The 14,076-nt window shown below is 50.1% G+C and carries 13 protein-coding genes; 4 read left to right on the forward strand and 9 right to left on the reverse strand.

What is annotated here, in order from left to right; all coding sequences use genetic code 11:
• Positions 1–8: 8 nt before the first annotated feature.
• Both FCN15_RS06375 and FCN15_RS06380 read left to right on the forward strand, forming a co-directional pair.
• Positions 9–1,010 carry a lipoate--protein ligase gene (locus FCN15_RS06375; protein ID WP_138494170.1) on the forward strand — a complete coding sequence of 334 codons (1,002 nt, stop codon included), beginning with the start codon at positions 9–11 and terminating at the stop codon, positions 1,008–1,010.
• A 106-nt stretch (positions 1,011–1,116) separates the two neighbouring features.
• Positions 1,117–1,917, forward strand: coding sequence for a Cof-type HAD-IIB family hydrolase (locus FCN15_RS06380; RefSeq protein ID WP_138494171.1), 801 nt, complete (start codon positions 1,117–1,119; stop codon positions 1,915–1,917).
• A gap of 87 nt (positions 1,918–2,004) precedes the next feature.
• Here the strand turns inward: FCN15_RS06380 and FCN15_RS06385 are convergent, their stop codons facing one another.
• The 5 genes from FCN15_RS06385 to FCN15_RS06405 form a co-directional block, all read right to left on the reverse strand.
• Positions 2,005–2,784 (reverse strand): MBL fold metallo-hydrolase, encoded by a 780-nt coding sequence (locus FCN15_RS06385; protein WP_238996537.1) that lies wholly within the window; start codon positions 2,782–2,784, stop codon positions 2,005–2,007.
• 145 nt (positions 2,785–2,929) lie between these two features.
• The gene (locus FCN15_RS06390) at positions 2,930–3,991 is read right to left on the reverse strand and encodes a sulfate/molybdate ABC transporter ATP-binding protein (RefSeq protein ID WP_138494172.1); all 1,062 of its coding nucleotides are present in this window, start codon (positions 3,989–3,991) and stop codon (positions 2,930–2,932) included.
• A gap of 216 nt (positions 3,992–4,207) precedes the next feature.
• Positions 4,208–4,798, reverse strand: a complete 591-nt coding sequence (locus tag FCN15_RS06395; RefSeq protein WP_138494173.1) for a TetR/AcrR family transcriptional regulator — start codon at positions 4,796–4,798, stop codon at positions 4,208–4,210.
• Positions 4,799–4,801: 3 nt separating this feature from the next.
• A complete protein-coding gene (locus tag FCN15_RS06400) occupies positions 4,802–5,434 on the reverse strand; it encodes a YigZ family protein (protein ID WP_138494174.1) in 633 nt (210 codons plus the stop codon).
• A gap of 205 nt (positions 5,435–5,639) precedes the next feature.
• Positions 5,640–6,995, reverse strand: coding sequence for a glucose-6-phosphate isomerase (locus FCN15_RS06405; RefSeq protein ID WP_138494175.1), 1,356 nt, complete (start codon positions 6,993–6,995; stop codon positions 5,640–5,642).
• Positions 6,996–7,179: 184 nt separating this feature from the next.
• Here FCN15_RS06405 and FCN15_RS06410 point away from each other — a divergent pair, with 184 nt between their 5' ends.
• Positions 7,180–8,082, forward strand: coding sequence for an NAD(P)-dependent oxidoreductase (locus FCN15_RS06410; protein ID WP_138494176.1), 903 nt, complete (start codon positions 7,180–7,182; stop codon positions 8,080–8,082).
• A gap of 160 nt (positions 8,083–8,242) precedes the next feature.
• On the opposite strand, the gene tkt is transcribed toward FCN15_RS06410, so the two are convergent.
• From tkt to FCN15_RS06425, 4 genes are all read right to left on the reverse strand, one after another.
• Positions 8,243–10,267 carry a transketolase gene (gene tkt, locus FCN15_RS06415; protein WP_138494177.1) on the reverse strand — a complete coding sequence of 675 codons (2,025 nt, stop codon included), beginning with the start codon at positions 10,265–10,267 and terminating at the stop codon, positions 8,243–8,245.
• Positions 10,264–10,491: a hypothetical protein gene (locus FCN15_RS19135; RefSeq protein ID WP_162515301.1), complete on the reverse strand. Its 228-nt coding sequence runs from the start codon at positions 10,489–10,491 to the stop codon at positions 10,264–10,266. The genes tkt and FCN15_RS19135 overlap by 4 nt, the downstream gene beginning before the upstream one ends.
• Positions 10,492–10,583: 92 nt before the next feature.
• A complete protein-coding gene (purU, locus tag FCN15_RS06420; protein WP_275259475.1) occupies positions 10,584–11,567 on the reverse strand; it encodes a formyltetrahydrofolate deformylase in 984 nt (327 codons plus the stop codon).
• A 140-nt stretch (positions 11,568–11,707) separates the two neighbouring features.
• Positions 11,708–12,817 carry a deoxyribonuclease IV gene (locus FCN15_RS06425; RefSeq protein ID WP_138494178.1) on the reverse strand — a complete coding sequence of 370 codons (1,110 nt, stop codon included), beginning with the start codon at positions 12,815–12,817 and terminating at the stop codon, positions 11,708–11,710.
• A gap of 338 nt (positions 12,818–13,155) precedes the next feature.
• On the opposite strand from FCN15_RS06425, the gene FCN15_RS06430 reads away from it, so the two are divergent.
• A complete protein-coding gene (locus FCN15_RS06430) occupies positions 13,156–14,061 on the forward strand; it encodes a TIGR01777 family oxidoreductase (protein WP_138494179.1) in 906 nt (301 codons plus the stop codon).
• Positions 14,062–14,076 lie beyond the last annotated feature (15 nt).

A 14,076-nucleotide genomic window follows, 5' to 3' on the forward strand; every position in this document is an offset into this window, starting at 1 on the left:
ATAGAAAGATGTTGTTCATTGATAACCAGGGCATTACGGATGCCTCCATCAATCTGGCCATTGAAGAATATGCGCTGAGACATTTGCCTGCAGATGAAACGTATTTGCTGTTCTATATCAACGCGCCTTCGATTATCATCGGCAAGCATCAGAATACGATTGAAGAAATAAATGCGGAATATGTCAAGGACAACAACGTCAAGGTGGTACGGCGCTTGTCCGGCGGCGGTGCCGTCTATCACGATCTCGGCAACCTGAACTTCAGCTTTATTACTAAAGACGACGGAGAATCCTTTCATAACTTCCGCAAATTCACACAGCCGGTGGTCGAAGCGCTCCGTCATTTCGGAGTGAACGCAGAACTGACCGGACGCAATGACCTTCAGGTCGGCGATCAGAAAATTTCCGGCAACGCCCAGTTCTCGACACGCGGCCGCATGTTCAGCCATGGCACCCTGATGTTCAATCTGAATCTGGACAATGTGGCTGCAGCCCTGCATGCCAATCCGGAGAAATTCAAATCCAAATCGACCAAATCGGTTCGCAGCCGGGTTGCGAATATTATCGACTTTATGGATAAGAAGATTACGATTGAGGAGTTCCGCAGCGAGCTGCTCCGCTACATATTCGGCATGGATCCGGAGGCCGTTCCTCAGTACAAGCTTAATGACCAGGACTGGGCCAAAATTAACGAAATTTCCGAGCAGCGTTACAGAAACTGGGATTGGAACTACGGCCTGTCACCGGAATCTAACGTGAAGCATGCCCGCAAATTCCCTGTCGGCATTATTGACCTGCGAATGGACATCAAGGACGGCCATATCAAAGAAATTAAAATTTACGGCGACTTCTTCGGTGTCGGCGATGTTGCGGATATCGAAACCCTGCTGCGCGGCGTAAAATATGAAGAGTCCTCCGTTCGCTCAGCTCTGGAAGGCACCGATTTGAAGCATTACTTTGGAAATCTTGAGCTGGATGATTTTATCAGTCTTGTTTTCCTTGAAGAGTAGACCTGCGGAAGAAGAAGAGAAAGGTTCTAAAGCTGCCAATACGGCCAATGCCTATCTATAATAGACCACGGCGGCTTTAAACGAACCCCTAAAAGGAGAGAAACCGATGTACAAATTGATGGCAATTGATATTGACGACACCTTGATTAACGATGATAAAGAGGTAACCCCTGCCACCCAGGAGGCTTTGGAGAAAGCAGTTGCCAAAGGCGTAGTCGTGACGCTGGCCACCGGCCGCGCTTATGCTTCAGCCCAGGCTCTCGCCCGCCAAACCGGCCTGAACGTGCCGATCATCACCTACCAAGGCGCTTTGGTCAAGAATCTGATGGATGAGAAAGTCCTTTATGAACGCTACGTGCCTCTTGATGCAGCTAAAAAGCTGTACGATTTCTGTATCGAGCGCAACCTTCATCTGCAGACCTACATTGACGACAAGCTGTACGCCAGAGAGCTCAATCAGAAGCTGATTGATTACACAACACTCAACGGAACCAAATATTATATCGAGCCTGATTTCGAACAGCTGATGTCCAAGCCGACGCCAAAATTTTTGATTATCGACGATCCGGACTATCTGGATGAAATTACACCGGTTCTGCGCGAGCTGCTTGGCGAAGGTGTTCATATCACCAAATCCAAGCCTCATTTCCTTGAGCTCATGCACAAAGAAGGCACTAAAGGCGCTGCGCTGGAGTTCCTGGCCAAGCATTTCGGCTGCGACCTGTCCGAAACGATCGCCTGCGGCGACTCCTGGAATGACCATGAAATGCTGGAAGCCGCCGGTCTCGGCGTAGCGATGGGCAATGCGATCCCTCAGCTTAAGGAAATCGCCGACTATGTTACAGCCTCCAATAATGAAGACGGCATTAAACAGGTGATTGAGAAATTCATCTTGAACGCCGAATAATCGTTATAAAAAAGTAACCCTCTTCTGACAGGCCATGCTTGTCTGAGAGGGTTATCTTTTTGCAGCCAGCAGCTTAGAGTCAGAAGCCTAGATCAGGTCAGCGGTATACCCGCTCTCCGCAAGCGCAATCCCAGCCGGAAGCCCATAATCCCGCCGGAGATCCACGTCATGGGACATATGGGTAAAAATCGTACGCCCCGGCTTCACCTCGGCGATCAGCTCCAGCGCTTCCGTCATATCATAGACCGAACGTCCGCTGTATTCCGCCTCTTCCTTGTAGAAGCTTGTACCAAGCACAAGCAGATCGAGGCCATGCAGCGGCTGCTTCTGATCCTCCGGCAGCCCGATGGAATCCGAGCAGTAAACCCAGGTATAATCTGGCTTCGAAAGCTTGTACGCATAGGAATAGCCGTTCTTCCCGTGATTGACCTTCCAGCCTTTGATGTCCCAGCCGGCCAGTGTAAAGCCCTGATCAACCGGCAGCAATTCCAGATTCCGGTCCAGCCATGGATACTGCCTCAGGATAATGTCGATGACCTCCTGCGGTGCGTACAGCCGCCCTTTACGTTCCAGCCAGCGGCAGGCATCCGCCCATTCCGGCAGCCCGCCGATATGGTCAAAATGAGCATGAGTGATAACGATATCCTGAATGAAGGTTTTTCCGGCCTGCTCCATCTGGCTCCGCCAATCCGGCCCGCAGTCGATCAGAAATTCGCCCTGCTTTCCCCGGACCCATACGGAAGAACGCAGCCTGCGGTTCAGTCCCTGCTCTCTTGCCTCCTCGCAGACTGCACACCTGCAGTAAACTCGGGGAACTCCCATCGCGTCGCCTGTCCCCCAAAAGACCAGTTGATCGGTATCACACATCTCTCAGCACTCCCCTGCACAATCTCTATCTCAACAATAACAAAACGCTCTTGCATTTACAAAAAAAAGCCCGCACCGCATCACACCGCGGAACGGATTGGAGCAGGCTCTGCCTGCAGAAAATAGATCATTTTAAATAATCATGTTAAATAATGATAGGGAACGGATCCGCTTTAAGCGAATTCTCGACCACACGGCTCTCCGCATTGCCGAACAGATAAGCCCGGTGAATCAGAACGCGGACGGCGTCGCCAGGCTGCAGCTGCTTCTTCTCAAGCGAACGGTAGGTTACCAGCTTGCGGCCCTTCACCTCTACCTCCACCAGCCACTCGCTGCCCCGGAAATGAATGTGCTTCACCACACCAGATTCGGTAGCTGACAGCAGGGTGAACTCATTCTCAAAGCCGGCTTCGATATACTCAGGACGGATAAGCGCCTTATCCCCCTGTTTGCCTGCCTCCTCAAATCCCTTGAGCTCCCCGGCGCGTTCCACCAGATTCGACTCTCCGACAAAGGTAGCGACAAACGGTGTAACCGGCTGTTTGTAAATCTCCCACGGCGTTCCCTTTTGCTCCAGTCTGCCCTGGTTAATGATCATAATCTCATCGGCTACCTCGATCGCTTCCTCTTGGTCGTGCGTAACAAAGATGGAAGTAATGCCGACCTCTTCAATCAGCTCTCGCAGCCAGGAGCGCAGCTCCTGCCGGATCTTGGCGTCAATAGCAGCAAAAGGTTCATCCAGCAGCAGCAGCTGCGGGCTCGGGGCAAGGGCCCGGGCAAAAGCTACCCGCTGGCGCTGGCCGCCGGACAGCTGGTGCGGAAGTCTTTTCTCAAAGCCCTTCAGCCCGGTCAGCTCAACCAGCTCCATGACCCGGTCCCGGATCAGCGCCTTCGGCTGCTTCTTAATTTTTAACCCAAACGCAATATTGTCAAATACCGTCATATGTTTAAACAGAGCGTAGCTTTGAAAAACAAATCCGATCCCGCGGTCCTGAGGCGACAGCCGGTTGACGCGTTCCCCGTGAAAGAGAATATCCCCCTGATCGGGCTGTTCGAGGCCCGCCAGCATCCGAAGAATGGACGTTTTGCCGCCGCCGCTGGGTCCCAGCAGACCAATCAGCTTGCCTTTTTCAATCTCAAAGCTTACATCTTTCACAGCATGAAAATCCCCAAAATGCTTATCCAAATGCCGCACTTCGACGTGCATTCCGTTTCACCCTTCCTGGCCGCTTGACGGTAACTAATTAATCTCATTAAAATACTATGATTTAGAATTTACTTTATCAGACCTGTTCTTTAACGTCAACGACGGTGTGGAATCGGGCTCTGAACGGCAGTATTCCGTCATATAAGTTTATCTATTTAATGAGTTAACGTTACATCAATGCAATTGATTAAAGCGACAGGGTGAAAATAATAGCCGTTATCCGGCATTGACGTTGTAATTCAGAAATTGGACATGGGCGACTGCTGCAGGCTTAATCTCTTCAAAAGTGACCTTCGCTTGAATATAGTTGGAAATAAAACCGTTTAAGCTGAGGAACATATTTAACGGGAGTGACACATTGTTGGACAACGGATGTTTTTCTGCCTTAAGGTGTCTGCGTACTAAAGAGGCAAAATGATCGTAACATTTCTTCTGCTCGGAGCGGCAGTAAGCCAGAATCTCTTCATCCCGCAGCATGAACATAATTTCGTATTGATGGGGATGTTCCAGGCCAAACTTGATAAACTCAAGCATCAGCTGCTCAATCCGCGTTAACCCCGGGTCTACGGGACGCTCCATGCATTGATCAAACAACAGCGTAACATGGTGAAAGTCTTGGATGACAATAGCGTAAAACAATTCGGCTTTTTTCTTAAAGTGATAGTAAAGCGAACCATGGCTGTAGCCCAGATGCTGTCCAATGCTGCGCATGGAGATGGATCTGTAGCCTTTGGTTATAAACAAATGCCTTGCTGCCTCCATAATTCTTTCGCGTGATAATTCATGCTCTACTGCTCTTCTCGCCATAGACTATTCCCCTTCGATATAATAGATCCTTTCTCCTTGCGTAATGTTTGATTGTCCTTGCGTCAAATCGGTCATCCACTCAGCAAAGGCTTCAGCCTCAGGCTCCAGCGGCAGACAAGTCAGCTTCACTTTGTCGGTAAATTCCGTCTGTCCCACGCGGATTCCGCGGCTTCGCAGCTCATTCTCAACTTTTCCCAGCCAAGTATAGTCCAATTCTACAACAATTTCGCGGTGCAGTACACGAGTAATTGGTTCACCAGCCTCAATTGCTGCTACAGCTCCGTCCGTATAAGCACGGATCAGTCCTCCCGCTCCCAGCATAATACCGCCAAAATAACGGGTCACGACGATGGCCACATTCTTCAGCCCCTGATTGCGCATAACCTCCAGAATCGGCTTCCCGGCCGTTCCGCTTGGTTCTCCGTCATCGGACTGCTTCTGAATTTCATCCCGTTCGCCGATCATGTATGCCGAGCAGTTATGAGTGGCATTCCAATGCTGCTTCTTGATCTCCTCGATAAAGGCAGCCGCTTCTTCTTCTGTATTTACAGGCCGGATGTGGCCGATAAACCTGGATTTCTTAATCACAATTTCCTTGCTGCCCGACTGCCGGACCGTTTTGTATGTTGTAAGCATGTATGTACCATCCTTTTAGACCGGTGTTTCGCAGAATGATGAGGGTCAAAATGGCGGCAGACCGCCGGGCCCTGATGCGCCTGCCTGATGTCCCTAATGGTAATCAAAAAGCAGTTCCGCCCGAAGGCTGAGAACTGCTTCTTGAGTTCTTGCTCATTATTATAGCTTATTTCCGGCTGGGAAAGTAAGCTCTATTTTTGCCTGATTATTCGGAAAGTCTTGCTTCCAGCTCGGCTTTTTCCTTCTCGTAGCCTGGTTTGCCAAGCAATGCAAACATGTTCTTCTTGTACGCTTCTACGCCCGGCTGGTCGAATGGATTTACGCCGGACAGGTAGCCGCTCACGCCGCAGGCCTTCTCGAAGAAATACACGAGGTAGCCGAAGGAATAGGCGCTCATGTCTTTTACATTAACGATCAGGTTAGGAACTTGTCCATCTGTATGCGCAAGCAGAGTGCCTTGGAACGCTTTTTTGTTAACGAAGTCCATCGTTTTGCCAGTCAGGAAGTTCAAGCCGTCCAGATCCGCAGGATCCTCTTCAATGGTGATATGGCTCTTCGCTTCTTCAACCTGGATGACGGTTTCGAAGATGTTCCGGTTGCCTTCCTGGATAAATTGACCCATGGAGTGAAGGTCTGTGGAGAAGTCCACGGAAGCCGGATAAATGCCTTTATAATCTTTGCCTTCACTTTCGCCAAACAGCTGTTTCCACCATTCGGATACATAGTGCAGGGATGGTTCGTAGTTGACAAGAATTTCTGTCACTTTACCTTTGCGGTACAGGGCGTTGCGGACAGCCGCATACTGGTAAGCGCCGTTCTCAGCCACGTTAGGGTTGCTGTATTCTTTAGCAGCGTCAGCAGCACCTTTCATCATCTCTTCGATGCTGATGCCGGCTGCAGCGATCGGCAGAAGGCCTACTGCTGTCAGAACGGAATAACGGCCGCCAACGTCATCAGGAATCACGAAGCTTTCGTAGCCTTCTTCATTCGCCAATTTCTTGAGAGCGCCTCTTTCGCGGTCAGTTGTTGCATAAATGCGTTTGCGGGCTTCTTCCTTGCCGTACTTCTCTTCCAAAGCTTTGCGGAAAATACGGAACGCAATCGCCGGCTCAGTAGTTGTACCGGATTTGGAAATGACGTTTACGGAGAAATCTTTGCCTTCGATCAGTTCCAGCAGGTGGTTCACATAAGTGGAGCTGATGTTGTTGCCGGCGAAGTAGATTTCAGGCGTTTTGCGCTTGTCTTTAGGAAGCAGGTTGTAGAAGGAGTGCTGCAGAGCTTCGATCGCTGCGCGAGCGCCCAGGTAGGAGCCGCCGATGCCGATAACGATCAGAACGTCGGAATCCCCTTGAATCTTCTTAGCTGCCTGCTGAATGCGGGCAAACTCTTCTTTATCATAGGCTGTAGGCAGATCGATCCATCCGAGGTAGTCGGAGCCTGCGCCAGTTCCTTTATGAAGCTGCTCGTGGGCAAGCTTGATTGGTTCTGCGAAATAATCGATTTCATGCTGGTTTACAAAAGAAAGGGCTTTGCTGTAATCAAAACTAACTTGTTTAGCCATTTAGGATAACGCCTCCGTTAACTTTGTTTTAGTGTACAACTTGCCATGCCTCAACTTGTCTACCCAGGCAGCCAAATTTAGGATACTGTAATTTCCCAGTGAACACAAGGGCGTTACACATCCCGTTTACCATGATAAAATACAGTAAGTCATATAAAAATAGATATAGAAGGTGAATATCGTTATGAAAAAAATCGGATTTATCGGCTTAGGAACGATGGGTGCTCCCATGGCGTCCAATCTGCTCAAAAAAGGATACACCGTAACCGCCTATAACCGCTCTGCCGCCAAAGCAGAAGCCCTTTCCGGAGAAGGAGCCGCTGTCGCTTTGACTCCGCGCGAAGCGGCAGCCGGTCAAGATGTGGTCATCACGATGGTCAGCGACGATTCCTCGATCGCAGCGGTTTACGAAGGTCCGGACGGCCTGCTCGCAGGCCTCTCTTCAGGAACTGCCGTTATTGACTGCAGCACCATCTCTCCGGCCTTGTCGAAGCAGCTGGCAGCCCAGGTCGCCGAGAAAGGCGGAAGCTTCCTTGATGCGCCTGTTACAGGCAGCAAGCCTGCCGCGATCGACGGCACGCTGGTCTTCATGGTTGGCGGACCGGCCGAAACGCTGGAAGCGCAGCGGGACATTTTCGACACAATGGGCAAGAAGATCCTGCACATGGGTGAAAATGGTACTGGCTCCATCGCGAAGCTCGCTCACAATACGATTGTCGGCATCAACAACCTGGCTTTGGCCGAAGGCTTCGCCATGGCTTCCAAAGCCGGTCTGCCGGTTGAGACGTTCCTGGAGCTGGTACAGCTTGGTTCCGCAGGCAGCAAAGCCGCTGATTTGAAAGGCCTCAAAATTATCGAGCACAATTTCGAGAACCAGTTCTCCCTGGCTTTGATGCTGAAGGATTTGAAGCTGGCCTCTTCGCTGAATGACGGCGCCGGCCTTCCTTCTCCAATGCTCAATTTGGCCAAATCCCTGTTCCAGGCCGGACAAACACAGGGCTATGGCGACGAGGATTTGTCTGCAGTTGTTAAAGTGTACGAGCAGTGGATCGGGCACCGGATTGCTGACAGCCAGAAGACGGAATAGGCTTGGCACGCTGGCTGTAATTTGTAACTTGTAATTTCTGATTAGAAAATATGGGCTTTACCGCCATAGGCGGTAAAGCCTTTATTATGTTTATTGAAGCCCGAATGCGGGCATAGAAAGGCAAGCGCTGCGGACTGTCCGCAGCGCTTGCACTATGTTATTACAGCTGTTCTTTAACCAGCTTCACTACATTTTCAACAGTAAATCCATACTCAGCGATGACTTTGTCGCCAGGAGCGGAAGCACCGAATGTGTCGATACCGAGGATTTTGCCGCTTTCGCCTGCATAACGCTCCCATCCGAATGGGGAAGCCATTTCGATGGCTACGCGAGCTTTAACGTCCGGCAGAATAACGGAATCCTTGTATGCTTTATCCTGCTTCTCAAACAGATCAAAGCTTGGCAAGCTGATGACACGGACTTGAATGCCTTCTTCAGCCAGTTTAGCTTGTGCTTTAACAGCCAATTGAACTTCGGAACCTGTTGCGATCAGCTGTGCAACCGGTTTGCCGTCTTTAGCGTCAGATACGACATAGCCGCCGCGTTTGATGCCTTCACGAGCCTGCTCAGCAGTGTTCTCAAGAATTGGCAGGTTTTGACGAGTCAGCACCAATGCAACCGGGTTCGATGTATTTTCAACTGCATAAGCCCATGCAGCGGAAGTTTCGTTGCCGTCAGCAGGACGAAGAACAGTCAGACCAGGGATAATGCGCAGGGAAGCCAATTGTTCAATTGGTTCGTGTGTAGGACCGTCTTCACCAACCGCAATACTATCGTGAGTCAATACATAAGTTACAGGCAGCTTCATGATTGAAGCCAGACGGACAGCCGGACGCAGGTAGTCGGTAAATACGAAGAATGTACCGCCGAATACTTTAACGCCGGAATGCAGCGCAATACCGTTCATTGCTGCAGCCATACCGAACTCGCGGACACCGAAATAGATGTTGCGGCCGTCATAGCTTCCTGGAGCATAAGCCGTAAGGCCATTCAGGTGAGTCATTGTAGAGCTTTCCAAGTCAGCGGAACCGCCGGACAGGTTAGGCACGTTTGGAGCAAGGCCGTTCAAAGCGTTACCGGAAGCCACACGTGTGGAAACGGCTTTGTCGTCTTTGGAGTATTTAGGCAGGTCTTTATCCCAGCCTTCAGGCAGCTTGCCGGAAATAGCCAGCTCAAACTGCTCAGCCAGTTCAGGGAACTCGGCTTTGTATTTCGCAAATTGCTCATCCCAAGTCTTGTTAACCGATTCGCCTCTTTCTTTAACTTGAGCGAAATGATCGCGGACTTCTTGCGGTACATAGAAATCTTCTTCATAGACCCATTTGTAGAACTCTTTAGTCAATTTAGCTTCATCAGCACCCAGCGGGGAACCGTGAGTACCGCCGTGGCCGCCGATACCTTGTTTGTTCGGGCTGCCGTAGCCGATAACCGTCTTAACTTCGATCAGCGTAGGGCGAGCCGTATCTTTCTTCGCTTCTTCAATTGCTGCCCCGATGGCATCCAGATCGTTGCCGTCTTCAACAAACAGAGTTTGCCAGCCGTAAGCGTCAAAACGTTGTCTTACGTTCTCGGAGAAGCTCAGGTTTGCTTTGCCGTCCAATGTGATATCGTTGGAATCATAGAGGAAAATCAATTTGCCGAGTTTCAGGTGTCCAGCGAGAGAAGCAGCTTCTGCAGAAACGCCTTCCATCAAGTCGCCGTCGCCGCAAATGCCGTATGTGAAGTGGTCGACTACTTTAAAGTCGCCTTTGTTGTAAGTAGCAGCCAGCTGCTGTTCAGCCATTGCCATACCAACAGCCATAGCGATACCTTGGCCAAGCGGACCCGTAGTTGCGTCAACACCTGCAGTGTGACCGAACTCAGGGTGGCCTGGAGTTTTACTTCCCCATTGACGGAACTGCTTCAGATCATCAAGGGAAAGATCATAGCCGCTCAGGTGAAGCAGGCTGTACAGGAGCATAGATCCGTGTCCAGCGGACAATACGAAGCGGTCACGGTTAATCCAAGTCGGATTTGCCGGATTGTGATTCATTGTTTTAGCAAAAAGCTGATAGCCCATAGGAGCGGAACCCATAGGCATCCCTGGATGTCCGGATTTCGCTTTCTCGATAGCGTCGATAGCCAATGTACGGATAGTGGTAATGGACAAGGCTTCGATTTCTTTGTTCTGTTCGATTGAACTCATGAAATGGTTTCCTCCTCTATTCCTTCCCGGAATATGAATGGGTTTATTATTGATATCGTCATTTTGAAAAAGTCAAAATGACTTTTTATATCTCCTGATATTGTATCATATCTAACGGCCTTTTTTCTAACCTTTTTTCTACAGCTTTCGATATTCCGGCTGTGCAGCAGAATGCATGGGAAGGACACAGTTCCCCTTACCCCATACATTACCCCTAAATCCAAACAGCTTATACACTTTTATGTAAAAAAATCAGCACTTTCCGAAAGGTTCAGCGCCCTGCAGGAAAGTACTGATTTGACATAAGGGACGATCTCTAATTAAAAACTACCGTTTTATTCTGATGCACAAGAATCCGGTCCTCAATATGCCACTTGACGGCCCGGGCCAGAACCACTCGTTCGATCGTCCGGCCGATCCGCTTCAGCTCGGCTACATCGTCTCTATGGCTGACACGCTGGACGTCCTGCTCGATAATCGGTCCGCCGTCCAGCTCTTCAGTAACGTAGTGGGCGGTGGCCCCGATGATTTTTACTCCGCGGTCATAAGCCTGTGCGTATGGTTTGCCTCCCACAAATGCCGGCAAGAAAGAATGATGAATATTAATTAGACGATTTCTGAAAGGTTCGATTAATGAAGGGCTGATAATTTGCATGTATCTGGCCAGAATGATTACATCTGCTGATCCGCTCACCAGCTCAAGCTGCCGCTGCTCGGCCTGTTTCTTCGTTTCAGGCGTTACAGGGATGTGATGATAAGGAATTCCAAAGGAGCGGACATAATCTCCCATGTCAGGATGATTGCTGATTACCATCGCAATATCGGCGTCCAAATCACCAGCCTGCCACTGCCAAAGCAGCTCTACCAGACAGTGATCCTCCTTGGATACAAAGATCGCCAGCCTCTTCCGGCGGCTGAGAGGATGAATGGACCAATTCATTTCAAAGCTCCGGGCCACCTCTGCAAAATCGGATTCCAGCGCATCAAGACGCTCGGACAGCTGAGCCAGATCAAACTCAACCCGCATAAAAAACATGCCGCCCTCCGGATCCATCGTATACTGGTCAGACTGTACAATATTTGCGCCATGGTCATACAAAAACTTGGACACCGCTGCAACGATTCCCGGCCCGTCAGGACAGGAAATCAGCATTCTGGCCCGGTTGCTGCGGGCTTGTCCTGCTGTGCTGCCTGTATTCAAATGGGGATTAATATGCTGTTCATTGTGCCGGCCGGGTCTCTCCACCGCTTCTGTTCCCGTTTGTGTATCGAATGGCTTGTCCATCTCTTTCTCCATCATTTCCGTTAATGCCCCTTCCGCCGATAATATCTGTCTAGTAAATCTAACAGCGTTGATTATTCTGATTGATTATTCTGATTAAGCACCTATCAAGTTCCTTTCAAGTTCCTAGCAAGCGCCTAATGAAATGTGCCCTATCCTTATTCTTCGGCAAGCCACGCAATCAAACGCTGGTTAATTCCTTCCTCGCTCAAATCTTTAAATAAATTGGCTTCTGCAACCCTGTCAAACAAGCGCTCCAACGGTTCACGAGGATCCGCTTTTTTGGCTTTGGCGTCATTCTTCAGCAGATTCCAGGTATCCAGAACGAAAGCACGCGACTTAATATCCTGCTTCGCAAAAAAGTCTTTAAGCGTCTCCACATCCTGCAGAAAATCTTCTCCGAACCGTTCGGCCACGTTGCCGCGGAGAAGGGCAATTTCAATTTCATACATCGGCCGGAGCGTCTTCGCGTCTTTGCCAATCCAAGGCGTTTCAAGAATGAACGGCAGATGCTTCAGCGCTTCATGCCGGGTAAAACGCTTGATTGCCTCAAAACCGATATACCCGCTTCCGAGCGGCGTGTGTCTGTCTTTTCGCGCGCCTGCAGGATTCTTGCTGTCGTTGATATGCATGACCTTAATCCGGTCCAATCCGACCAGACGGTCAAACTCGCTTAATACCCCGTCCAGATCATGGACAATATCATAACCGGCATCATGAATGTGGCAGGTATCCATCGTTACCGTAAGACGTTCATTGTGCGTCACTTTATCCATAATGCGGGCAAGCTCCTCAAAGCTGCGGCCCATTTCAGTTCCCTTGCCAGCCATCGTCTCCAGCGCAATATTGACCTCTGTCTCGCCCGTGCCGCTCAAGACCTCATTAAGCCCTTCCGCAATCCGGTCAATGCCGTATTCAGCATCCTTATCGGTATAAGCACCCGGATGAAGCACAATTTGCGTTACGCCGAGCGCATGGGTCCGGTGAATCTCCTCCTGCAGAAAATCTACTGCAAGCTGGTACGTATTGGATTTATATGAGCCTAAGTTAACGATATAAGGAGCATGGACAACAATCTCATCTATGCCCGCTTCCTTCATCAGCGCCCTGCCCTCTTCAATGTTCATCGTTTCAATCGGTTTGCGGCGTGTATTCTGCGGGGCTCCCGTATAGATCATAAAAGTGCTGGACCCGTATGAGGCAGCTTCTTTTGTTGCAGTAATCAGTCCTTTATCTGAAAAGGATACGTGTGAACCTATTTTTAACATTTGAATGCTCCTTTCGGGAATCGCTGGCTTTGTCCATTCAGGATTTCCCCCTATTTTAGCGTGAATGCCAAAATAATGCCAGAAGCGTCTAATTAGTAGTCGTTGGAGGGTGTTGGTGGACTTTGGAGAGCGCTGGAGAGCGCTGGAGAGCGCTGGAGAGCGCTGGAGAGCGTTGAAGAACGTTGAATGACATTGGAAGACAGTGGAAGACGTTAGAAAATGCTGAGGGCTTATTATAAGGTTTCTTTTATTACCGGGGTATATAACCGGGGTATATAGCCAGCCTTATTGCTTTTAGCAAAGCTGTCCACTTATCCTTATAACAAGGAGGTGGAAGGATGCGAATTGCTGTCGCCGGAGGAACAGGATTTATAGGACGGGCCCTGGTTAACCGGCTGAGCCGCCAGGGGCATGAGGTTCTTATTATTACGCGCTCCCCTGAAGGCGGAATGGAGGATCCGAAAATACGGCTGCTTGGCTGGCAGGAAGCACTCGGCAACCCGGATGCTTTAGGGCCGCTGGATGCCATCGTCAACCTTGCAGGTGCTTCGCTGAACCAGCCTTGGACGCAGAAAGCCAAGCAGCAGATTCTCGAAAGCAGACTGATAACTGTTCAGCAGGTTGCAGAGCTGGTCAGAGGTTTAACCCACAAGCCTGAAGTTGTGGTGCAGAGCTCGGCGGTTGGTATTTACGGCACTTCAACGGATCAAACCTTTGATGAATCATCCGAGCCGGCCGGAGACGACTTTCTGTCCAGAGTCACAATCAATTGGGAGCAGGCCGCCGAAGACATAGACCGGCAAGGTATCAGGCTGGTTAAATTAAGGACAGGCGTTGTGCTTGGCAATTCAGGCGGAGCATTTCCATTAATGAAGCTGCCCTTCATGTTTGGAGCAGGAGGAGCGGTCGGCAGCGGAAAGCAGTGGCTTTCCTGGATCCATCTCGAAGATCTGGTGAGACTGATTGCTTTTTCAATTACCAATGACGGTTTATCAGGTCCCGTAAACGCGGTTGCCCCTTCACCTGTCACGAATAAAAGCTTCGGACATACCATAGCCCGGCAGTATCACAGGCCTTATTGGCTGCCCCTGCCCGGGTTTCTGCTCAAAGCTGCTTTAGGTGAAAGATCCACCCTGCTGCTAGACGGACAAAAGGTGCTGCCGAATAAAGCATTAGCAGCAGGGTTTACCTTTATCTACCCTGAACTGGATGATGCCTTGGCAAATTTAAAGCAGCGGCGCTAACCCGCCGGGCTAAGC

This window comes from Paenibacillus pinistramenti, assembly GCF_005869875.1.
In the GTDB taxonomy this organism is placed as follows: domain Bacteria; phylum Bacillota; class Bacilli; order Paenibacillales; family Paenibacillaceae; genus Fontibacillus; species Fontibacillus pinistramenti.